A 20,212-nucleotide genomic window follows, 5' to 3' on the forward strand; every position below is an offset into this window, starting at 1 on the left:
TTTAACAGGCCCTAGTCGCGCTCGAAGCGCTCGAGCAGGCCGCGCGCCGCCGAGGACGGGGCCACGCGGGCATCGGCCACGTCGCGCAGCGCCTGCGGCAGCGCCTCGCGCACGGCGGGGTGGTGCTTGAAGTCGGACTGCAGGCGCGCCTGGATGATGTCCCACATCCATGAGAGGGCCTGCTTCTTGCGGCGCGCCTCGAACTCGCCGCATTCCTGCCGCTGCTGCCGGAACTGCTCGACCTGCTGCCAGAAGGTGTCGATGTTGCGGCCCTTGAGCGCGCTGATCTGCATCACCTTCGGCGTCCAGCGGCCGGCGTGGCCATGGAGGCTGAAGATGCGCAGCGCGCTCGTGATGGTGGCCTCGGCGCGCGTGGCGGCATCGGGGTCGATGTCGGCCTTGTTGATGACGACGAGGTCGGCGATCTCCATCACGCCTTTCTTGATCGCCTGCAGGTCGTCGCCGGCATTGGGCAGCTGCAGCAGCACGAACATGTCGGTCATGCTGGCCACGGCGGTCTCGCTCTGTCCCACGCCGACCGTCTCGACGATGACGATGTCATGGCCGGCGGCCTCGCAGACGAGCATCGCTTCACGCGTCTTCTCGGCGACGCCGCCGAGCGTGCCCGACGCCGGGCTGGGTCGGATGTAGGCGGCTTCGTGGACCGACAGCTTTTCCATGCGCGTCTTGTCACCCAGGATGGAGCCGCCGGAGACGCTGGACGACGGGTCGACGGTCAGCACGGCAACCTTGTGTCCCCTGTCGATGAGGAACAGGCCGAGGGCTTCGATGAAGGTGGACTTGCCGACGCCGGGGACGCCGGAGATGCCCAGGCGCAGCGCGCGGCCGGTGTGGGGCAGCAGCGCATTGAGGAGGGCGTCGGCTTCCAGGCGGTGATCGGCGCGCGTGGATTCGAGGAGGGTGATGGCTTTGGCGATGGCGCGTCGGTGGCCGGCGAGGACGCCGGTGACGATGCCTGGCGCCGTGCCACGCAGCCCTTCGACAGGCTCAGGGCGAACGGGGAGCTCGCGTTCGGGCTGAGCGGGCTGAGCGAGGACCTCCCGTTCGTGCTGAGCGAGGACCTCCCGTTCGTGCTGAGCAGGGACCCCCTGTATGGGATGAGCGGGGACCTTCCGTTCGGGCTGAGCTTGTCGAAGCCCCGCTCCCATGCCACCCAACCGCTCGACAGGCTCGGGGCGGACGATGGCTCCCGCTTCTCCCATCCCGGCGCGCGACTTGGCCAGCGCCTGAATTCGTTCCCAATCGCCCGCGATCAGCGCTTGCTTCTTCGCCCGACTCCAGCCCTTGATCCGCAACTCGGCCGCCAAGGCTTCCTCGCGCGTGGCTGTCTCCTGAGACCATACGAGCTCCACCGGTCGCCGCTCGTGCGTGTAGCCGCCGATCTGCCCCGAGGAGTGCTGCGCGAGGCGCCGCTCCAGCTCGTCGGTATGCCCCACGTAATAAGACCCGTCGGCGCAACGCAGCATGTAGACGAAGAACGGCTTCACGATGCGCTGCGGACCACAGCCTTGCGGATCTGCTCGAGCACGTCCTTCGCGCTGGCCGGAATCGGCGTGCCGGGTCCGTAGATGCCCTTGACGCCCGCCTCGTACAGGAACTCGTAGTCCTGCCGCGGAATGACGCCGCCCACGAAGACGATGATGTCGTCCGCCCCCTGCTCCTTCAGCGAGCGGATGATGGCCGGCACCAGCGTCTTGTGCCCCGCAGCCAGGGTGCTCACGCCCACCGCGTGCACGTCGTTCTCGATCGCCTGGCGCGCGCACTCCTCGGCCGTCTGGAACAGCGGTCCCATGTCCACATCGAAGCCGAGGTCGGCGAAGGCCGTGGCCACCACCTTCGCCCCGCGGTCGTGCCCGTCCTGGCCGAGCTTGGCGATCAGCACGCGCGGGCGGCGGCCCTGCTCTTCGGCGAACTGGGCGATCTCCTGCTGGAGCTGGGCCCAGCCTTCGGCGCTGTCATACGCGGCTGCATACACACCGGTCACCTTTTGCGTATCGGCGCGATGGCGCCCCCAGGCCTTCTCGAGCGCATCGCTGAGCTCACCCACCGTCGCCCGCGCGCGGATGGCCTTGATCGACAGCTCGAGCAGGTTGCCCTGGCCGGACTCGGCGCATGCGGTGAGGGCCGCGAGCGCCGCCTGCACCGCCCTGCCATCGCGACGGGCGCGCACCTGCTGCAGGCGCTGCACCTGATTCTCGCGCACCGCGTGGTTGTCGATGTCGAGGATCTCGATCGGATCCTCCTTGCCGAGGCGGTACTTGTTGACGCCGACGATGACGTCGCGCCCGCTGTCGATGCGTGCCTGCTTCTCGGCCGCGCTCGCCTCGATCTTCAGCTTGGCCCAGCCGGTCTCGACGGCGTGCGTCATGCCGCCCATCCGGTCGACTTCCTCGATCAGCGACCAGGCCTTGTCGGCCATGTCCTGCGTGAGCTTTTCCATCAGGTAGCTGCCGGCCCACGGATCGACGACGTTGGTGATGTGCGTCTCTTCCTGGATGATGAGCTGCGTGTTGCGCGCGATGCGGGCGCTGAACTCGGTGGGCAGCGCGATCGCCTCGTCGAGCGCATTGGTGTGCAGCGACTGCGTGCCGCCGAACACCGCGGCCATCGCCTCGATGGTGGTGCGCACGACGTTGTTGTACGGATCCTGCTCGGTGAGGCTCCAGCCCGATGTCTGGCAGTGGGTGCGCAGCATCAGGCTCTTCGGGTTCTTGGCGCCGAAGTCCTTCATGATGCGCCACCACAGCAGGCGCGCGGCGCGCATCTTGGCGACCTCGAGGTAGAAGTTCATGCCGATCGCCCAGAAGAAGCTCAGGCGGCCGGCAAACTCGTCGACGTCCAGGCCCTTGGCGATCGCCGTCTTCACATACTCCTTGCCGTCGGCGAGCGTGAAGGCCAGCTCCAGTGCCTGGTTGGCGCCCGCCTCCTGCATGTGGTAGCCGGAGATCGAGATCGAGTTGAAGCGCGGCATGTTCTTCGCCGTGTACTCGATGATGTCGCCGATGATGCGCATCGACGGCTCAGGCGGGTAGATGTAGGTGTTGCGGACCATGAACTCCTTGAGGATGTCGTTCTGGATGGTCCCGCTCAGCCGGTCCTGCGCCACGCCCTGCTCTTCGGCCGCCACCACGTAGCCCGCGAGCACCGGCAGCACGGCGCCGTTCATCGTCATCGACACCGACACCTTGTCCAGCGGAATGCCGTCGAAGAGGATCTTCATGTCCTCGACGCTGTCGACCGCGACGCCTGCCTTTCCCACGTCGCCGGTGACGCGCGGATGGTCGCTGTCGTAGCCGCGGTGCGTGGCCAGGTCGAAGGCGACGCTGATGCCTTGGGCGCCCGCGGCCAGCGCCTTGCGGTAGAAGTCGTTGGAGGCCTCCGCGGTGGAGAAGCCGGCGTACTGCCGGATGGTCCACGGGCGCACCGCATACATCGTGGCCTGCGGCCCGCGCACGAAGGGCGCGAATCCGGGCAGCGTGTCGGTGTACGGCAGGTCCTTCAGGTCCGCCGCCGTGTACAGCGGCTTCACCGTGATGCCCTCGGGCGTGATCCAGTCCAGCGCATGCAGATCGCCCCCCGGGGCCGATTTGGCAGCCGCCTTCTGCCAGGCGGAAAGCGATGCGGAATTCAATGGCTCGTCTGACATGCTGACCTCGAAAGTCTTGCCGGTCGCAGGGACCGCATCGGCGCTTGAAGCGCTGCGCCGACTGCTCCATAATTCAAAATTGAATTATAGCTTCACCGCCCATCCTGTCTCCACGCTGACGTTTCCGCCCAAGTCGACCGATGCCCGCCCCGCGCACCGCCTCACCTGCCGCTGCACCGCAGCGCCCCGCTCGCGCCCTGCTGGCCGACGCACCGCTGTACGAGCGGGTTGCCGAGCGCCTGCGCGAACGCATCCTCGCGCACAGCCTCGCCCCGGGCAGCTGGATCGACGAGCAAGCCCTCACGGCGGAGCTGGGCATCAGCCGCACGCCGCTGCGCGAGGCGCTGAAGGTGCTGGCCGCCGAAGGCCTGGTCACGATGAAGCTTCGCCGCGGCGCCTACGTCACCGAGGTCTCGGAGCGTGATCTCGCAGAGGTCTTCCACCTGCTGTCGCTGCTCGAGAGCGACGCCGCGGCGGTGGTGGCGCGCGACGCCAGCGACCCGCAGATCGCCGAGCTCGCCGCGCTGCATCAGCAGCTGGAGGACACCGTGTCCGACCGCGATGCGTTCTTCGCCGCCAACGAGCGCTTCCACATGCGGCTGCTCGAGATCTCCGGCAACCGCTGGCGCAACCAGATGGTGGCCGACCTTCGTCGCGTGATGAAGCTCTACCGCCATCACTCGCTGTTCAAGCAGGGAAGGCTCGAGGCCTCGCTGAAGGAGCATCGCAGGATCATGGCCGCGCTGAAGGCGCGCAATGCGCCCCTGGTGCAGCAGCTCATGCAGCAGCACCTGGCACGGGGCAAGGAAGCCGCGGCCCGTCCGCAGTCGGTTTGAGCAGCAAACCGCCTCCGGCGTGAAGCGCGTCACCCCGGACCATGCCCGGGCTACGAGACAATGACGCCATGTCCCGTCCCCTCGTCATCCTCATCGCCGCGGTCGCGCGCAACGGCGCGATCGGCAAGAACAACGAGCTGCTCGCGCGCATTTCCGAGGACCTGAAGTTCTTCAAGCGCACCACCGTCGGCCATCCCGTGCTGATGGGGCGAAAGACCTGGGACTCGATCGGCAGGCCGCTGCCGGGCCGCCGCAACATCGTCATCACGCGCAACGCGCACTGGCATGCCGAAGGCGCGGAGCGCGCCGATTCGATCGCCGCGGCGCTGGAACGGGCGAGCGATGCGGACAAGGTCTTCGTCATCGGTGGCGCGCAGATCTATGCGCAGGCGCTGCCGCTGGCCGACGCGCTGGTGCTCACCGAGATCGACGCCGATCTGGACGGCGACGTCTTCTTTCCGCCATGGGAACGTGGCAGATTCACCGCGAGCGTCAGCGATCCCCAGACCAGCGAGCAGGGGCTTGCCTATCGCTGGGTCACCTATCGAAAACAACCAGGAGCTTGAATGTCGGGACACGGATTCCACGTGCACGGTCCGCACGATCACGAACTCGAACACGCAGCGCACGCATCGAAAGGCAGCCACGCCGGCCAGCTGGCGGTGGTGACCGCCGTGCTGGCGACGGTGGGCGCGCTGTTCGCGTACATGGGCGGCGCCACGCAGGCGAACGCAGGCCTGTACAAGAACGACGCGGCCATCAAGAAGACCGAAGCCTCCAACCAGTGGAACTACTACCAGGCCAAGAGCAGCAAGCAGAACCTCGCCGAGCTGGCGATCGAGCTCGCACCCGAAAGCCGGCGTGCGTTCTATGTCGACGAGGTCAAGCGTTACAAGGCCGAGAAGAACGACATCAAGGCCGCGGCAGAAAAGCTCGAGGCCGAGTCCAAGGCCTTCGACCAGCGCAGCGACGAGCAGATGCACCAGCATCACCGCTGGGCGCAGGCCACCACGGCGCTGCAGATCGCGATCGCGATGGCGGCCATCGCGCTGCTGACGCGTCGCAAATGGACCGAGTACGCGGTCTATGGATTGAGCGCGGTCGGTGTCGCGCTCGGCGCGGCGGCCTGGTTCCATCTTTGACGCCGCAAGCCCGGCTTGGCCTGCCCATGCGGGCGAATCCCGACGCCGTTTTCTGAAATCTTGACCGCGGTCAACTTCAAATCACGCGCATCGGTCGCAGCATCGTCTCCAACGAGAGCTCATCGGAGCTCTCGCTTCAGGTGCACCCAGACGCACCGCAGCAAAGAAGGAGACATCATGAGCAAGGACTTCTTCCAGTCCCGGCGGCTGAGGCTCGCCGCGGCCGTCATCGCGCTTGGGGTCGCCGCGCCGGTCCTCGCGTGGGAGCCGGCCAAGCCGGTGGAGTTCGTGGTTCCCGCGGGAACCGGCGGTGGCGCCGACCAGATGGCGCGCCTCATCCAGGGCATCGTCGTCAAGCACAACCTGATGAAGCAGCCGCTCGTGGTCGTGAACAAGTCCGGCGGCGCGGGCGCCGAAGGCTTTCTCTCGGTGAAGGAAGCCTCGGGCGACCCGCACAAGATCATCATCACGCTGTCCAACCTGTTCACCACGCCGATGGCCACCGGCGTTCCGTTCAACTGGAAGGACATGACCCCGGTCGCGATGATGGCCCTGGACAACTTCGTGTTGTGGACCAACGCGAGCCAGCCCTACCAGACCGCGAAGGACTACATCGCCGCGGTGAAGGCAGCGGGTCCGAACAAGTTCAAGATGGCCGGCACCGGCTCGAAGCAGGAGGACCAGATCCTCACCGTCGCGATCGAGAAGGCGACCGGCACGAAGTTCATCTACATCCCGTTCAAGGGGGGTGGTGACGTCGCGGTGCAGCTGGTCGGCGGACACGTGCAGTCGACCGTCAACAACCCGATCGAGGCGGTGGCGCAGTGGCGCGCCGGCTCGCTGCGCCCGCTGTGCGTGTTCGACGACGAGCGCATGCCCTACAAGGCCAAGGTGACCGACACGCAGTCGTGGAACGACATCCCGACCTGCAAGGAAGCCGGCGTGCCGACCGAGTACACCATGCTGCGCGGCATCTTCATGCCCGCCGGCATCACGCCGGACCAGCGCGCCTTCTACGTGGACCTGCTGACCAAGATCCGCAACACGCCGGAGTGGAAGGAGTACATGGAGAAGGGTGCCTTCAACCAGAGCTTCATGACCGGCGCCGAGTTCACCAAGTGGCTCGAGGGCGCCGAGACCACGCACCGCACCCTGATGACCGAAGCCGGCTTCATCGGCAACAAGTAAGGCCGAAGCCGTGAGCCAGGAGCATCCCGAAGCCGCGGGCCGCCCGGTCACGACCACCTGCGTGGTCGAGGCGGCCATCGCCCTCGTCCTGCTGGTCGCCGGCATCGTCGTCATCGTCGAGAGCCGCCGGCTCGGCGCCGGCTGGACCACCGACGGCCCGGGATCGGGCTACTTTCCGTTCTACATCGGCCTGATCATCGCCGTCTCGAGCGCGGCCATCCTGGTCCAGGCGCTGTTCGGCAAGAACCGCAACCGGGCGGTCTTCATCGACACCGCGCAGCTCAAGCGCGTGATGTCGGTGCTGCTGCCCGCCGCGGCCTACGTCCTCGCCGTCAAGCTCTTCGGGCTGTACGTCGCCTCGGCGGTCTACATCGCGCTGTTCATGATCGTGCTGGGCAAGTACTCGTGGCTGAAGAGCATCGCCGTCGCGCTGGCGGTCAACGGACTGCTCTTCTTCATGTTCGAGTTGTGGTTCAAGGTGCCGCTGTACAAGGGCACGCTCGACCCGCTGCGCTTCTTCGTACGCTGAACGGATCACGCCATGGACGAAATCGGCGCATTGATGCATGGCTTCGCGGTGATCCTCACGCCGCTGAACATCGGCCTGATGTTCGTCGGCATCATCCTCGGCGTCCTGATCGGCGTGCTGCCGGGCCTCGGCGGCGCCAACGGCGTGGCGATCCTGCTGCCGCTCACGTTCTCGATGTCGCCGACGTCGGCGATCATCATGCTGTCGTGCATCTACTGGGGCGCGCTGTTCGGCGGGGCGATCACGTCGATCCTGTTCAACATCCCCGGCGAGCCCTGGTCGGTGGCCACCACCTTCGACGGCCACCCCATGGCGCAGCAGGGACGCGCCGGCGAGGCGCTGACCACCGCGTTCACCTCGTCGTTCGTCGGCGCCTTCGTCGCGGTCGTGATGATCACCTTCCTCGCGCCGCTGGTGGCCAAGTTCGCGCTGAAGTTCGGCGCCCCCGAGTTCTTCTCGGTGTACCTGCTCACCTTCTGCAGCTTCGTCGGCATGGGCAAGGGCTCGCCGTTCAAGACGCTGCTGTCGATGGCTCTGGGCTTCGCGCTGGCCGCCGTCGGCACGGACACCGTCACCGGCCAGCTGCGCCTGACCTTCGGCCAGGTCGAGCTGATGCGCGGCTTCGATTTCCTGATCGCGGTCATCGGCCTGTTCGGCATCGGCGAGATCCTGCTGTCGATGGAGGAAGGGCTGAAGTTCTCAGGCAAGAGCGCCAAGCTCGATCCCAAGGTCGTGCTGCAGACCTGGAAGCAGCTGCCCGCGTACTGGGCCACCTACCTGCGCAGCTCGCTGATCGGCATCTGGATGGGCATCACGCCGGGCGGCGCGACGCCCGCGTCCTTCATGAGCTACGGCGTGGCCAAGAAGATGTCCAAGAAGGGGGCGCGCTTCGGCACCGGCGAGACCGAAGGCGTGGTCGCTCCGGAGACGGCCGCGCACGCGGCCGGCACCAGCGCGCTGCTGCCGATGATCGCGCTGGGCATTCCGGGCTCGCCGACGGCCGCCGTGCTGCTGGGCGGACTGCTGATCTGGGGCCTGCAGCCCGGGCCGCTGCTGTTCGTCGAGCAGAAGGACTTCGTGTGGGGCCTGATCGCCAGCATGTACCTGGGCAACGTGGTGGGGCTGATCGTGGTGCTGAGCACCGTGCCGCTGTTCGCCGCCATCCTGCGCATTCCCTTCTCGATCATCGCGCCCGTGATCATCGTCATCTGCGCGATCGGCGCCTACACCGTGCACAACGCGGTGCTCGACATCTGGTTCATGCTGGGGTTCGGCGTCGTCGGCTACCTGTTCAAGAAGATCGACATCCCGCTGGCGCCGCTGGTGCTCGCGATCGTGCTGGGCGACAAGGCCGAGGACTCGTTCCGCCAGGCCATGCTGTCGTCACAGGGCGATCTCGGCATCATGTGGGCGAACCCCCTGGTCGGCAGCATCACGACGCTCGCACTCGTCATGCTGCTCTGGCCGCTGCTTTCCAAGGGCCTCGCGTTGCTCAGATCGCCGAGGCCGCGCAAGTCCGACGATCCGACGCCGGGCCCGATCGACACGAGGGTGACCTGAACATGCCTGTGATCGCCATGACCCAGGAGATGGGCTCGCTCGCCAAGGACGTGGCGCTGCAGCTCGCGCAGACGATGGGCCTCGCGGTGATGCGCCACGAGGTGGCCGACCGCGTCGCGGGCGAGCTGGACCTGCCCAAGAGCCTCATCCATCGCCTGCGCGGCGGCAAGGCCGGGCTGGTGGAGCGCCTCAAGGCCGACCAGCGCAGCATCGCGCTGTACACCGCCGACGAGCTCTTCTCGCTGGCCGACCGCGGCAACGTGGTGCTTCGCGGCTGGGGCGCCACCGTGCTGTTGCGGCCGGTGCCGCACGTGGTGTGCGTGCGCATCACCCGCTCGTTCGCCAAGCGGGTCGAATGGGTGATGGCCGACCTGGACACCGACGACGTCGGGCTGGCCGAGGCGGAGGTGCGGCGCAGCGACCGCGCCCACGCCTCGCGCATGAACGACCTGTTCGGCGTGACCTGGGGCGATCCGGTGCTCTACGACCTGACGCTGAACACCGACCGCGTCTCGATCGACAGCTGCGTCGAGCAGATCCGGCTGATGACCACGCGCCCCGAGTTCGCCGAGACGGCCGAGTCGCACGCGCTGCTCGACGCGATGGCGCTGGAGGCGCGGGTGCGCGTGGCGCTGAAGCAGGACGAGGTGACACGCGACATCGAGGTCACCATCCAGGCGAACCACGGACGAGTCGCGCTGCAGGGCATCGTGCTGGACGCGGAAGAACGATCGCGGGCGGAGTCGGTGGCGGCCGGCGCGCAAGGGGTCGTCAGCGTCGACAACCAGCTGCGGCTGATGAGCCACCCGAAGAAGTTCATGTCCTCCAAGCAGACCTGACGCCAGCGGGAAGATCCAGGCCCCGCCTAGATCTTCCCGGCGTGGCGCAGGCGGCTCAAGGTCTCGGCCGAAAGATTCAGGTACGACGCCAGCTCCTTCTGCGGGATCCGGTCCGACAGCTCCGGGTGCTTGCGCATGAAGCGATGCACGCGACCCGGTGCGTCGAGCAGGTGCAGCGTGATGGTGTGGGCCATGATCTCGCTCATGCCGCGCATCACCGCGTACTCGAAGGTCTCCTTCGTCTGCGGCCGCCGGTTGATGAAATCGACCCACTCGGTGAGCGGCATGCGCGCGACGCGCGCCTTGGTGACGCAGACGATGCCGTAGGGCGTGGGCGTGCCCAGGCGCCAGGCCGCATAGCTGGTCTCCATCTCGCCCTCGCCCGCGAAGCGCAGGATCATCTCCTTGCCTTCGGCATTGGCCACCACGCGCTTCAGGATGCCGTCGATGATGAAGTACTGCTCCATCTCGCGCACGCCCTGGTGCAGCAGGAAATCGCCCTTGTGCCCGTCGACGATGTCGAGGTGCGACTCGAGGTCCGCGCGGTCGTCTTCGCGCAGCTGCTGGAGGACGACGTTCTTGTGAAGCTGCAGCCGGATGACGGCGCGTTCCGCGTGATTCGAAAGACGGGTCATGCGTGGGGATCTGCGCCAGTTTTCCGGAATCTTGACCGCGGTCAACGGCGGAAGACGATGACGGCAATCATAGTCGTGGCGCTCCGATCACGAAGGAACACCATGTCCTCAACCATCGAACAGAAGGTCGCGTCGACGACCGCCGAAGACACACTGAAAGCCAAGAGCCGGGACGCGAACGTGATCTCGGGCGGGCACCTGGTGGCGCGTGCGCTGAAGAACGAAGGGGTCGACACCATCTTCACGCTGTGCGGCGGGCACATCATCGACATCTACGACGGCTGCGTCGACGAGGGCATCCGCATCGTCGACGTGCGCCACGAGCAGGTCGCCGCCCACGCGGCCGACGGCTACGCGCGGCAGACCGGCAGGCTCGGCTGCGTGGTCACCACCGCCGGCCCCGGCTGCACCAACGCCGTGACCGGCATCGCCACCGCGTTCCGCTCGGAAAGCCCGGTGCTTCACATCGGCGGCCAGGGCGCGATGACGCAGCACATGATGGGCTCGCTGCAGGACCTGCCGCACGTGGACATGATGCGGCCCATCACGAAATTCTCCGCCGGCGTGCGCTCCACCGAGCGCGTGGCCGACATGGTGTCGATGGCAGCGCGCGAATGCTTCAACGGCGCACCCGGCCCGGCGTACCTGGAGATCCCGCGCGACATCCTCGACCGCGAGATCGACGTCGCCAAGGCCGTGGTCCCCGGCGTGGGCCGCTACCGCGCCTCGCCCAAGTCGCTGGGCGACCCCGCCGACATCGAGAAGCTGGCCGACCTGCTGGTCGGCGCCGAGCGCCCGGCCATCCTCTTCGGCCAGCAGGTGTGGACGGCGCGCGGCCACGAGCAGGCCGCCGCCCTGCTGCGCGGCCTGGACATCCCCGGCTACTTCAATGGCGCGAGCCGCGGCCTGCTGCCGCCGAACGATCCGCACCACTTCGACCGCACCCGCTCCAAGGCCTTCGACAAGGCCGACGTGATCGTCATCGTCGGCACGCCGTTCGACTTCCGCATGGGGTACGGCAAGCGCATCAGCCGCGACCTGAAGCTCGTGCAGATCGACATGAGCTATTCGACCGTCGGCAAGAACCGCGACATCGACCTCGGCCTCGCGGGCGACCCCGGCACCATCCTCGGCGCGGTGCTGCAGGCCGCCAGCGGGCGCCTCAGGAACGACAAGCGCGAGAAGCGCCGCGAGTGGATGAAGGAGCTGGCCGCCGCCGAGGAAGTGGCCACGGCCAAGCTGATGCCGCTGTTCAGGTCGGACAGCTCGCCCATCAACCCGTACCGCGTCGCGCACGAGATCAACGAGTTCCTGACCGACGACACGATCTACATCGGCGACGGCGGCGACGTCGTGACCATCTCGGCGCAGGCCGTGCGGCCGCGTCGTCCGGGCCAGTGGATGGACCCGGGCGCGCTCGGCTCGCTGGGCATAGGCACCGGCTTCGCGATCGCCGCCGGCTTGGCCAACCCCGACAAGGAAGTGCTCTGCTACTACGGCGACGGCGCCTTCGCGATGACCGCCTTCGACATGGAGACGGCCAACCGCTTCAAGGTCCCGTACGTCGCCGTGGTCGGCAACAACTCCGCCATGAACCAGATCCGCTACGGCCAGATCGCCAAGTACGGCGCCGAGCGCGGCAGCGTCGGCAACCTGCTGGGCGACGTGCCCTTCGGCCGCTTCGCCGAGATGCTCGGCGGCTACGGCGAGGAGGTTCGCGAGCCCGCGAAGATCGCCGGCGCCCTGCAGCGCGCGCGAGAGTCGGTGCGCAAGACCGGCCGCTCGGCCGTCATCAACATCTGGGTCGATCCGAAGGTGTACGCGCCGGGGACGATGGCGCAGACCATGTACAAATGAAGGAGCACCGCGAATGAGCAAAGCACTGGATGGCGTTCGCATCCTCGACTTCACGCACGTGCAGTCCGGGCCCACCTGCACGCAGCTGCTGGCTTGGCTGGGCGCCGACGTGATCAAGGTCGAGAAGGCCGGCGAAGGCGACGCGACGCGCGGCCAGCTGCGCGACATCCCCGATGTGGACAGCCTCTACTTCACGATGCTCAACCACAACAAGCGCTCGATCACGCTGGACACCAAGAACCCCAAGGGCAAGGAGGTGCTGGCCGCGCTGATCAAGGAATGCGACGTGCTGGTCGAGAACTTCGCGCCCGGCGCGCTCGACCGCATGGGCATCACCTGGAAGTACGTGCAGGAACTCAACCCGCGCATGATCGTCGCGTCGGTCAAGGGCTTCGGTCCGGGCCGCTACCAGGACTGCAAGGTCTACGAGAACGTCGCGCAGTGCGCCGGTGGTGCCGCCTCGACCACCGGCTTCGACGACGGCCCGCCGATGGTCACCGGCGCGCAGATCGGCGACAGCGGCACCGGGCTGCACCTCGCGCTGGGCATCGTCGCGGCGCTGTACCAGCGCAACTCCACCGGCCGCGGCCAGAAGGTGCTGGCGCCGATGCAGGACGGCGTGCTCAACCTGTGCCGGGTCAAGCTGCGCGACCAGCAGCGGCTGGAGCGCACCCATGTGCTGACCGAATACCCGCAGTACCCGGACGGCAAGTTCGGCGACGCGGTGCCGCGCGCAGGCAATGCCTCCGGCGGCGGCCAGCCGGGCTGGATCCTCAAGTGCAAGGGCTGGGAGACCGATCCCAACGCCTACATCTACTTCATCACGCAGGCCGCGGTGTGGCCGGCCATCTGCAAGGTGATCGGCGAGGAGAGCTGGATCACCGACCCCGCCTACGCCACGCCGCCGGCTCGGCTGCTGCACCTGAAGCCGATCTTCCAGCGCATCGAGCAGTGGACGATGACCAAGACCAAGTTCGAGGCGATGGAGATCCTCAACGAGTTCGACATCCCCTGCGGGCCGATCCTGTCCATGAAGGAGATCGCGGCCGACGAGTCGCTGCGCGCCAGCGGCACCATCGTCGAGGTCGAACATCCCAAGCGCGGCAAGTACCTGTCGGTGGGTAACCCGATCAAGCTGTCGGACAGCCCCACCGAGGTCCGGCGCTCGCCGCTGCTCGGCGAGCACACCGACGAGGTGCTGGCCGAGCTGGGCTACAGCAAGGACGCGATCGCCGCCCTGCGCGCCGAGCGCGTGATCTGACAGTCGCCATTCCACAGCGAGGGACGCCATGAGCAAAGACAAAGCCAAGGTCCGGGCCACCCTGGACGCCGTCAAGGCGAGCGGCCGCAGCGCCCTCACCGCGCCCGAAGGCAAGCTCGTCTGCGATGCGTACGGCATCGCGGTGCCCAAGGAGGGCGTGGCGAAGGACGCTGCGGGTGCGCGTGAGCTCGCCGCCTCGATGGGCTTTCCGGTGGTGATGAAGATCGTCTCGCCCGACATCCTGCACAAGACCGAAGCCGGCGGCGTGCTGGTCGGCCTGAAGAGCGCCGACGAGGTCGCGCGCGGCTTCGACACGATCGTCGCCAACGCGAAGAAGTACAAGGCCGACGCGACCATCCTGGGCGTGCAGGTGCAGCAGATGCTGCAGGGCGGCCAGGAGGTGATCGTCGGCGCGGTCACCGACGGCAGCTTCGGCAAGCTGGTGGCCTTCGGCCTCGGCGGGGTGCTGGTGGAAGTGCTGAAGGACGTGACCTTCCGCCTCGCGCCTGCCACCGAGCAGGACGCCCTGTCGATGCTCGACGGCATCCAGGCGGCCGAGATGCTGAAGGGCGTTCGCGGCAGCGAGCCGGTCAACCGCGAGGCGCTGGCCAGGCTCATCGTCGGCGTGAGCGAGCTGGTGACCGACTTTCCCGAGATCACCGAGCTCGACCTCAATCCGGTGTTCGCGAGCAAGAACGGCGCGATCGCCGCCGACGTGCGCATCGTCGTCGACTTCGAGCCCAAGACGGCGCGTCACCGTCCGGCCGAGAAGGACATCCTCGCGTCGATGACCCGCATCATGAGCCCGAAGTCGCTGGCGGTCATCGGTGCCTCGTCCGAGACCGGCAAGATCGGCAACTCGGTGATGAAGAACCTCATCAACGGCGGCTACAAGGGGCAGATCTATCCGATCCATCCGAGCGCCGAGGAGATCCTCGGCTACAAGGCCTACAAGAGCGTGAAGGACGTGCCGGACGAGATCGACACCGCGGTGTTCGCCATCCCCGCGAAGTTCGTCGCGGCCGCGCTCACCGAATGCGGCGAGAAGAACATCGCCGGCGCGGTGCTCATACCTTCGGGCTTCGCCGAGACTGGCCAGCACGAGATGCAGGAGCAGCTCGTGGCCATCGGGCGCAAGTACAACATCCGCATGATGGGGCCCAACATCTACGGCTTCTACTACACGCCGGCCAACCTGTGCGCGACCTTCTGCACGGCATACGACGTGAAGGGCTCGACCGCGCTGTCCTCGCAGTCCGGCGGCATCGGGATGGCCATCATCGGCTACAGCCGCTCGGCCAAGATGGGCGTGTCGGCCATCGTGGGCCTGGGCAACAAGTCGGACATCGACGAGGACGACCTGCTCATCTTCTTCGAACAGGACCCGAACACCCAGGTCATCGCGCAGCACTGCGAGGACCTCAAGGATGGACGTGCCTTCGCCGAGGTGGCGCGGCGCGTGTCGAAGAAGAAGCCGGTGATCATGCTGAAGGCGGGTCGCACGGCTGCCGGCGCCCGCGCCGCCAGCTCGCACACCGGCGCGCTGGCCGGCAACGACAAGATCTACGACGACGTGCTGCGGCAATCGGGCGTGATCCGCGCGAAGACGCTGCGCGACCTGCTCGACTTCTCGCGCGGCGTGCCGGTGCTGCCCACGCCCAAGGGCGAGAACGTGGTCATCATCACCGGCGCCGGCGGTTCTGGCGTGCTGCTGTCCGATGCCTGCATCGACAACAAGCTCACGCTGATGAAGATGCCCGATGACCTCGACAAGGCGTTCCGCAAGTTCATCCCGCCGTTCGGCGCGGCCGGCAACCCGGTGGACATCACCGGAGGCGAGCCGCCGCAGACCTACAAGAACACGGTGCTGCTGGGCCTGCAGGAAGAGCGCATCCATGCGCTGATCCTCGGCTACTGGCACACCATCATCACGCCCCCCATGACGTTCGCGAAGCTGGTGGTCGATGCCCGCGACGAGATGCGCGCCAAGGGGATCGAGAAGCCCATCGTCGCGTCGCTCGCCGGCGACGTGCAGGTGGAGGAGGCCGCGGAGTACCTGTACCAGCACGGCATCCCCGCGTATGCGTACTCGACGGAGATCCCGGTGGCGGTGCTGGGGGCGAAATACCAATGGGCACGAGGGGCGGGCCTGCTGTGAGGCCAGCGGGTCTCACTGCCCTGGGACCATGAGCCATCCCGTCATTCCCATCGTCGCGGCGCAACCGCCCACCCGGCAGCGCAAGCGCGCGGCGCCGCGCGGCCGCCGCGTCGATCCGGCGGTGCTTGCGCAGGTGCAGGCGCTGCTCGGCAGCGCATCGCGACGGCGCGACCTGCTGATCGAGCACCTGCACCGCATCCAGGACCACCTCGGGCACCTGCCGGCCTCGCACCTGGCGGCGCTGGCGCAGGAGATGGGACTGGCGCAGACCGAGGTGTTCGAGGTCGCGAGCTTCTACCACCACTTCGACATCGTGAAGGAAGGCGAGGCCGCGCCCGCCGCGCTGACGGTGCGCGTCTGCGACGGCCTCTCGTGCGAGATCGCCGGCGCGCGCGAGCTGCTCGACAGGCTGCCGGCGCTGCTGGGTCGGGACGTGCGCGTTCTGGCCGCGCCGTGCATCGGCCGCTGCGAGCAGGCGCCGGCGGCCGTGGTGGGACAGAACCCGATCCGCCACGCGAGCTGCGATGCCATCGTGACGGCCGTGCACTCGAAGGCCACGCGTCACGAGCCCGAGCCGTTCATCACGCTGGAGGAATACCGCGCGCACGGCGGCTACGAGCTGCTGCGGGCCTGCCTGTTGGACGAGCGCGACGCCGAGTCGGTGATCAAGACACTCGAGGACTCCGGCCTGCGCGGCCTGGGCGGCGCGGGCTTTCCCGCCGGGCGCAAGTGGCGCATCGTGCGCGGCGAGCCGGCGCCGCGCCTGATGGCCGTCAACATCGACGAGGGCGAGCCCGGCACGTTCAAGGACCGCGTGCTGCTGGAGCGCGACCCGCATCGCTTTCTCGAGGGGATGCTGATTGCCGCGTGGGCGGTCGGCATCGACCGCATCTACGTCTACCTGCGCGACGAATACCACGGCTGCCGCGAGATGCTGGCCGCCGAGATCGGCCGGCTCCACGAGGTGGCGCCGCGCCCGCTGCCGCAGGTGTTCCTGCGCCGAGGCGCGGGTGCCTACATCTGCGGCGAAGAGTCCGCGATGATCGAATCGATCGAAGGCAAGCGCGGCATGCCGCGCCTGCGCCCGCCCTACGTCGCGCAGGTGGGCCTGTTCGGCCGGCCCACGCTGGAGCACAACTTCGAGACGCTGTTCTGGGTGCGCGAGCTGGTGGAAAAAGGCGGCGCCTGGTTCGCCTCGCACGGCCGTCACGGGCGCAAGGGCCTGCGATCGTTCTCGGTGTCGGGCCGCGTCAAGCAGCCCGGCGTGAAGCTCGCGCCGGCCGGCATCACGATCCAGGAGCTCATCGACGAGCACTGCGGCGGCATGCTGGACGGCCACTGCTTCTACGCCTACCTGCCGGGCGGCGCGTCGGGCGGCATCCTGCCCGCAACGATGAACCGCATCCCGCTCGACTTCGACACCTTGCAGCCGTACGGCTGCTTCATCGGCTCGGCCGCGGTGATCGTGCTGTCCGACCAGGACAGCGCGGTCGGCGCGGCACGCAACCTGATGCGCTTCTTCGAGCACGAGTCGTGCGGCCAATGCACGCCGTGCCGCAGCGGCACCGCCAAGGCGTCGGCCCTGATCGCACGGCCCGAGTGGGACCTCGACCTGCTGCAGGACCTGTCCACCGTCATGCGCGACGCCTCGATCTGCGGGCTGGGGCAGGCCGCACCGAACCCGGTGGACTGCGTCATCCGCTATTTCCCGCACGAGCTCTCGCCACCATGAGCATTTCATTCGAGCTGAACGGCCGCCCGGTGTCGGCCAGCGCCGGCGAAACGCTGCTGCAGGTCGCCAAGCGCGAAGGCATCGCCATCCCGCACCTTTGCTACAAGGACGGCCTCGGGCAGCCCGGCAACTGCCGCGCCTGCATGGTCGAGATCGCCGGCGAGCGCACGCTGGCGCCGTCATGCTGCCGTGCGCCCTCGGCCGGCATGAAGGTGTCCACCGATGGCGAGCGCGTGCGCAAGTCGCAGAAGCTGGTGCTGGAGCTGCTGCTGACCGACGTGCCCGAGGCGGCGCACACGCGGCACAGCGAGCTCGACGAGTGGGCGCAGGCGCTGGCGGTCGGCAAGCCACGCTTCCCGGCGCGCGAGTCGATCGCGCCCGACCTGTCGCATCCGGCGATCGCGGTGCACCTGGACGCCTGCATCCAGTGCACGCGCTGCCTGCGCGCCTGCCGCGACGTGCAGGTGAACGACGTGATCGGCCTGGCCTTCCGCGGCGAGCGCGAGAAGATCGTGTTCGACATGGACGACGCGATGGGCGCCTCCACCTGCGTCGCCTGCGGCGAATGCGTGCAGGCCTGCCCCACCGGCGCGCTGATGCCGGCGCGCGACGTGGCGCTGGCGGTGCCGGACAGGCAGGTCGCGTCGGTGTGCCCGTACTGCGGTGTCGGTTGCCAGCTCACCTACCACGTGAAGGACAACCGCATCCTCTTCGTCGAGGGCCGCGACGGCCCGGCCAACCGCGGCCGCCTGTGCGTGAAGGGCCGCTACGGCTTCGACTACGCGCATCACCCGCAGCGGCTCACGAAGCCGCTGATCCGGCGCGCCGGCGTGCCCAAGCGCGGCGACTTCACGATGGACCCGGAACGCGTGATGGACGTCTTCCGCGAAGCGAGCTGGGAAGAGGCGCTGGCTGTCGCGGGCGGCACGCTGAAGTCCCTGCGCGACCGGCACGGTTCGAAGGCGCTCGCCGGCTTCGGCTCGGCCAAGGGCAGCAACGAAGAGGCCTACCTGTTCCAGAAGCTGGTGCGCATCGGCTTCGGCAGCAACAACGTCGATCACTGCACACGGCTGTGCCATGCCTCGTCGGTGGCGGCGCTGCTCGAGGGCATCGGCTCGGGCGCGGTGTCCAACCCGGTGATGGACGTGACGAAGGCCGAGGTGGTGCTGCTGATCGGCGCCAACCCGGTGGTCAATCACCCCGTGGCGGCGACGTGGATGAAGAACGCGGCTCGCCTCGGCACCAAGCTGATCGTGTGCGATCCGCGGCGCTCCGATCTCTCGCGCATCGCCTACCGGCATCTGCAGTTCAACCCCGACACCGACGTCGCGCTGCTCAACGCGATGATGAACGTCATCGTCACTGAAGGGCTGGTCGACGACGCCTTCATCGCGAGCCGCACCATCGGCTACGACGAGCTGCGACGCAACGTCGAGGCCTACACGCCCGAAGCGATGGCCCCGCTGTGCGGCATTGCAGCCGACACCATCCGCGAGGTGGCGCGCCTGTACGCGACCTCCAAGGGCTCCATGATCCTGTGGGGCATGGGCATCAGCCAGCACGTGCATGGCACCGACAACGCGCGCTGCCTGATCGCCCTTTCGCTGATGACCGGGCAGATCGGCAGGCCGGGCACCGGCCTGCACCCGCTGCGCGGCCAGAACAACGTGCAGGGGGCGTCGGACGCCGGCCTGATCCCGATGATGTACCCCGACTACCAGCGCGTCGGCGACCCGGCGGTGCGCGTGCGTTTCGCGCAGGCCTGGGGCGTGCCGGCCGCAACACTTGCCGACACGCCGGGCCTCACGGTGGTCGAAGTGATGCAGTCGATCGAGACCGGCGAGGTGCGCGGCATGTACATCATGGGCGAGAACCCCGCGATGTCCGACCCCGACGCCAACCACGCGCGGGATTGCCTGGCGGCGCTCGAGCACCTGGTGGTGCAGGACATCTTCCTGACCGAGACGGCGTATCTCGCCGACGTGATCCTGCCGGCGAGCGCCTTCCCGGAGAAGACCGGCACCTTCACCAACACCGACCGGCTCGTGCAACTGGGCCGCCAGGCGCTCGATCCTCCGGGCGAGGCGCGCCAGGACCTGTGGATCATCCAGCAGATGGCGCGACAGCTGGGGCTGGACTGGCCCGAGGCCCCCGTCTCGGTCGTGTTCGACGAGATGCGTCGAACCATGCCCAGCATCGCCGGGATCACCTGGGACCGGCTGGAGCGCGAGCATGCGGTGACCTACCCGTGCCGCCACGAGGGCGATCCGGGCGAGCCGGTGGTGTTCACCGATTCGTTCCCGCGCGACGACAGCGGCCGCGCGCGCTTCGTGCCGGTCGACATCGTGCCGGCCGACGAGCGTCCCGACGGCGACTACCCGATGGTGCTGATCACCGGCCGCCAACTCGAGCACTGGCACACCGGCAGCATGACGCGCCGCGCGTCCATGCTCGACGCCATCGAGCCCGATCCGGTGGCGTCGGTGCACCCGCTCGACCTCGAGGCGCTGGGCGCCAGGCCCGGCGAGCTGGTCACCATCGCCTCGCGCCGCGGCGAGGTGTCGCTCTACGCGCGCGCCGACGAAGGCACGCCGCGCGGCGCGGTGTTCGTGCCCTTCTGCTACTACGAGGCGGCGATCAATCGCCTGACCAATGCGGCGCTGGACCCGGTGGCCAAGATCCCCGAGGTGAAGTACTGCGCGGTCCGCATGTCGTCCGGGGGCACGCCGCCGCTTCAGAGCAGCTTCGGCGGTGGGCAGGCGCTGGCGTTGGCGCCCGCGGGAAATCCATAACGCATCCTGGATGGAT

The 20,212-nt window shown here is 68.0% G+C and carries 15 protein-coding genes and 1 pseudogene; 12 read left to right on the forward strand and 4 right to left on the reverse strand.

Annotated elements, in window-relative coordinates:
- Positions 1 to 11 precede the first annotated feature (11 nt).
- The 3 genes and pseudogenes from meaB to scpA form a co-directional block, all read right to left on the reverse strand.
- Positions 12 to 995, reverse strand: a complete 984-nt coding sequence (gene meaB / locus P7V53_RS25890) for a methylmalonyl Co-A mutase-associated GTPase MeaB (protein ID WP_280156620.1) — start codon at positions 993 to 995, stop codon at positions 12 to 14.
- A gap of 300 nt (positions 996 to 1,295) precedes the next feature.
- A pseudogene (locus tag P7V53_RS25895) lies at positions 1,296 to 1,487 on the reverse strand (GIY-YIG nuclease family protein); the annotation flags it as partial.
- Between the two features lie 17 nt (positions 1,488 to 1,504).
- Entirely contained in the window at positions 1,505 to 3,667 is a 2,163-nt protein-coding gene (scpA, locus tag P7V53_RS25900) for a methylmalonyl-CoA mutase (protein WP_280152365.1), read from the reverse strand.
- A gap of 140 nt (positions 3,668 to 3,807) precedes the next feature.
- Here scpA and P7V53_RS25905 point away from each other — a divergent pair, with 140 nt between their 5' ends.
- The 7 genes from P7V53_RS25905 to P7V53_RS25935 all read left to right on the forward strand — a co-directional run bounded on the left by P7V53_RS25905 (position 3,808) and on the right by P7V53_RS25935 (position 9,761).
- Entirely contained in the window at positions 3,808 to 4,503 is a 696-nt protein-coding gene (locus tag P7V53_RS25905) for a GntR family transcriptional regulator (RefSeq protein ID WP_280152366.1), read from the forward strand.
- A gap of 68 nt (positions 4,504 to 4,571) precedes the next feature.
- Positions 4,572 to 5,069, forward strand: a complete 498-nt coding sequence (locus tag P7V53_RS25910) for a dihydrofolate reductase (protein WP_280152367.1) — start codon at positions 4,572 to 4,574, stop codon at positions 5,067 to 5,069.
- Positions 5,070 to 5,645 (forward strand): DUF4337 domain-containing protein, encoded by a 576-nt coding sequence (locus P7V53_RS25915; protein WP_280152368.1) that lies wholly within the window; start codon positions 5,070 to 5,072, stop codon positions 5,643 to 5,645. It abuts the gene before it with no gap.
- Positions 5,646 to 5,822: 177 nt separating this feature from the next.
- Positions 5,823 to 6,833 (forward strand): tripartite tricarboxylate transporter substrate binding protein, encoded by a 1,011-nt coding sequence (locus tag P7V53_RS25920; protein ID WP_280152369.1) that lies wholly within the window; start codon positions 5,823 to 5,825, stop codon positions 6,831 to 6,833.
- Positions 6,834 to 6,843: 10 nt separating this feature from the next.
- A complete protein-coding gene (locus tag P7V53_RS25925; protein WP_280152370.1) occupies positions 6,844 to 7,362 on the forward strand; it encodes a tripartite tricarboxylate transporter TctB family protein in 519 nt (172 codons plus the stop codon).
- A gap of 12 nt (positions 7,363 to 7,374) precedes the next feature.
- Entirely contained in the window at positions 7,375 to 8,922 is a 1,548-nt protein-coding gene (locus P7V53_RS25930) for a tripartite tricarboxylate transporter permease (RefSeq protein WP_280152371.1), read from the forward strand.
- 2 nt (positions 8,923 to 8,924) lie between these two features.
- Entirely contained in the window at positions 8,925 to 9,761 is an 837-nt protein-coding gene (locus tag P7V53_RS25935; protein ID WP_280152372.1) for a cytidylate kinase family protein, read from the forward strand.
- Between the two features lie 26 nt (positions 9,762 to 9,787).
- Here P7V53_RS25935 and P7V53_RS25940 read toward each other — a convergent pair whose 3' ends face one another.
- Positions 9,788 to 10,396: a Crp/Fnr family transcriptional regulator gene (locus P7V53_RS25940; RefSeq protein WP_280152373.1), complete on the reverse strand. Its 609-nt coding sequence runs from the start codon at positions 10,394 to 10,396 to the stop codon at positions 9,788 to 9,790.
- A gap of 102 nt (positions 10,397 to 10,498) precedes the next feature.
- Between P7V53_RS25940 and P7V53_RS25945 the strand changes: the two genes are divergently transcribed.
- Genes P7V53_RS25945 through fdhF form a run of 5 tightly spaced genes read left to right on the forward strand, consistent with a single transcriptional unit; the run spans position 10,499 to position 20,196 of the window.
- A complete protein-coding gene (locus P7V53_RS25945) occupies positions 10,499 to 12,253 on the forward strand; it encodes a thiamine pyrophosphate-binding protein (RefSeq protein ID WP_280152374.1) in 1,755 nt (584 codons plus the stop codon).
- Positions 12,254 to 12,266: 13 nt separating this feature from the next.
- Complete coding sequence (gene frc / locus P7V53_RS25950; RefSeq protein ID WP_280152375.1) at positions 12,267 to 13,514, forward strand: formyl-CoA transferase; 1,248 nt, start codon at positions 12,267 to 12,269, stop codon at positions 13,512 to 13,514.
- Between the two features lie 28 nt (positions 13,515 to 13,542).
- A complete protein-coding gene (locus tag P7V53_RS25955) occupies positions 13,543 to 15,672 on the forward strand; it encodes an acetate--CoA ligase family protein (RefSeq protein ID WP_280152376.1) in 2,130 nt (709 codons plus the stop codon).
- A gap of 28 nt (positions 15,673 to 15,700) precedes the next feature.
- Entirely contained in the window at positions 15,701 to 17,404 is a 1,704-nt protein-coding gene (locus P7V53_RS25960) for an NADH-ubiquinone oxidoreductase-F iron-sulfur binding region domain-containing protein (RefSeq protein WP_280152377.1), read from the forward strand.
- Positions 17,401 to 20,196, forward strand: coding sequence for a formate dehydrogenase subunit alpha (gene fdhF, locus P7V53_RS25965; protein ID WP_280152378.1), 2,796 nt, complete (start codon positions 17,401 to 17,403; stop codon positions 20,194 to 20,196). The genes P7V53_RS25960 and fdhF overlap by 4 nt, the downstream gene beginning before the upstream one ends.
- Positions 20,197 to 20,212: the final 16 nt, after the last annotated feature.

The sequence above is a fragment of the Piscinibacter sp. XHJ-5 genome (genome assembly GCF_029855045.1).
Classification (GTDB): domain Bacteria; phylum Pseudomonadota; class Gammaproteobacteria; order Burkholderiales; family Burkholderiaceae_C; genus Albitalea.

Bases quoted from the DNA above. Each gene is read 5' to 3' on its own strand.
- scpA (WP_280152365.1), bottom strand. From the start codon at position 3,667: ATGTCAGACGAGCCATTGAATTCCGCATCGCTTTCCGCCTGGCAGAAG.
- P7V53_RS25905 (WP_280152366.1), top strand. From the start codon at position 3,808: ATGCCCGCCCCGCGCACCGCCTCACCTGCCGCTGCACCGCAGCGCCCC.
- P7V53_RS25910 (WP_280152367.1), top strand. From the start codon at position 4,572: ATGTCCCGTCCCCTCGTCATCCTCATCGCCGCGGTCGCGCGCAACGGC.
- P7V53_RS25915 (WP_280152368.1), top strand. From the start codon at position 5,070: ATGTCGGGACACGGATTCCACGTGCACGGTCCGCACGATCACGAACTC.
- P7V53_RS25920 (WP_280152369.1), top strand. From the start codon at position 5,823: ATGAGCAAGGACTTCTTCCAGTCCCGGCGGCTGAGGCTCGCCGCGGCC.
- P7V53_RS25930 (WP_280152371.1), top strand. From the start codon at position 7,375: ATGGACGAAATCGGCGCATTGATGCATGGCTTCGCGGTGATCCTCACG.
- P7V53_RS25935 (WP_280152372.1), top strand. From the start codon at position 8,925: ATGCCTGTGATCGCCATGACCCAGGAGATGGGCTCGCTCGCCAAGGAC.
- P7V53_RS25940 (WP_280152373.1), bottom strand. From the start codon at position 10,396: ATGACCCGTCTTTCGAATCACGCGGAACGCGCCGTCATCCGGCTGCAG.
- P7V53_RS25945 (WP_280152374.1), top strand. From the start codon at position 10,499: ATGTCCTCAACCATCGAACAGAAGGTCGCGTCGACGACCGCCGAAGAC.
- frc (WP_280152375.1), top strand. From the start codon at position 12,267: ATGAGCAAAGCACTGGATGGCGTTCGCATCCTCGACTTCACGCACGTG.
- P7V53_RS25955 (WP_280152376.1), top strand. From the start codon at position 13,543: ATGAGCAAAGACAAAGCCAAGGTCCGGGCCACCCTGGACGCCGTCAAG.
- P7V53_RS25960 (WP_280152377.1), top strand. From the start codon at position 15,701: ATGAGCCATCCCGTCATTCCCATCGTCGCGGCGCAACCGCCCACCCGG.
- fdhF (WP_280152378.1), top strand. From the start codon at position 17,401: ATGAGCATTTCATTCGAGCTGAACGGCCGCCCGGTGTCGGCCAGCGCC.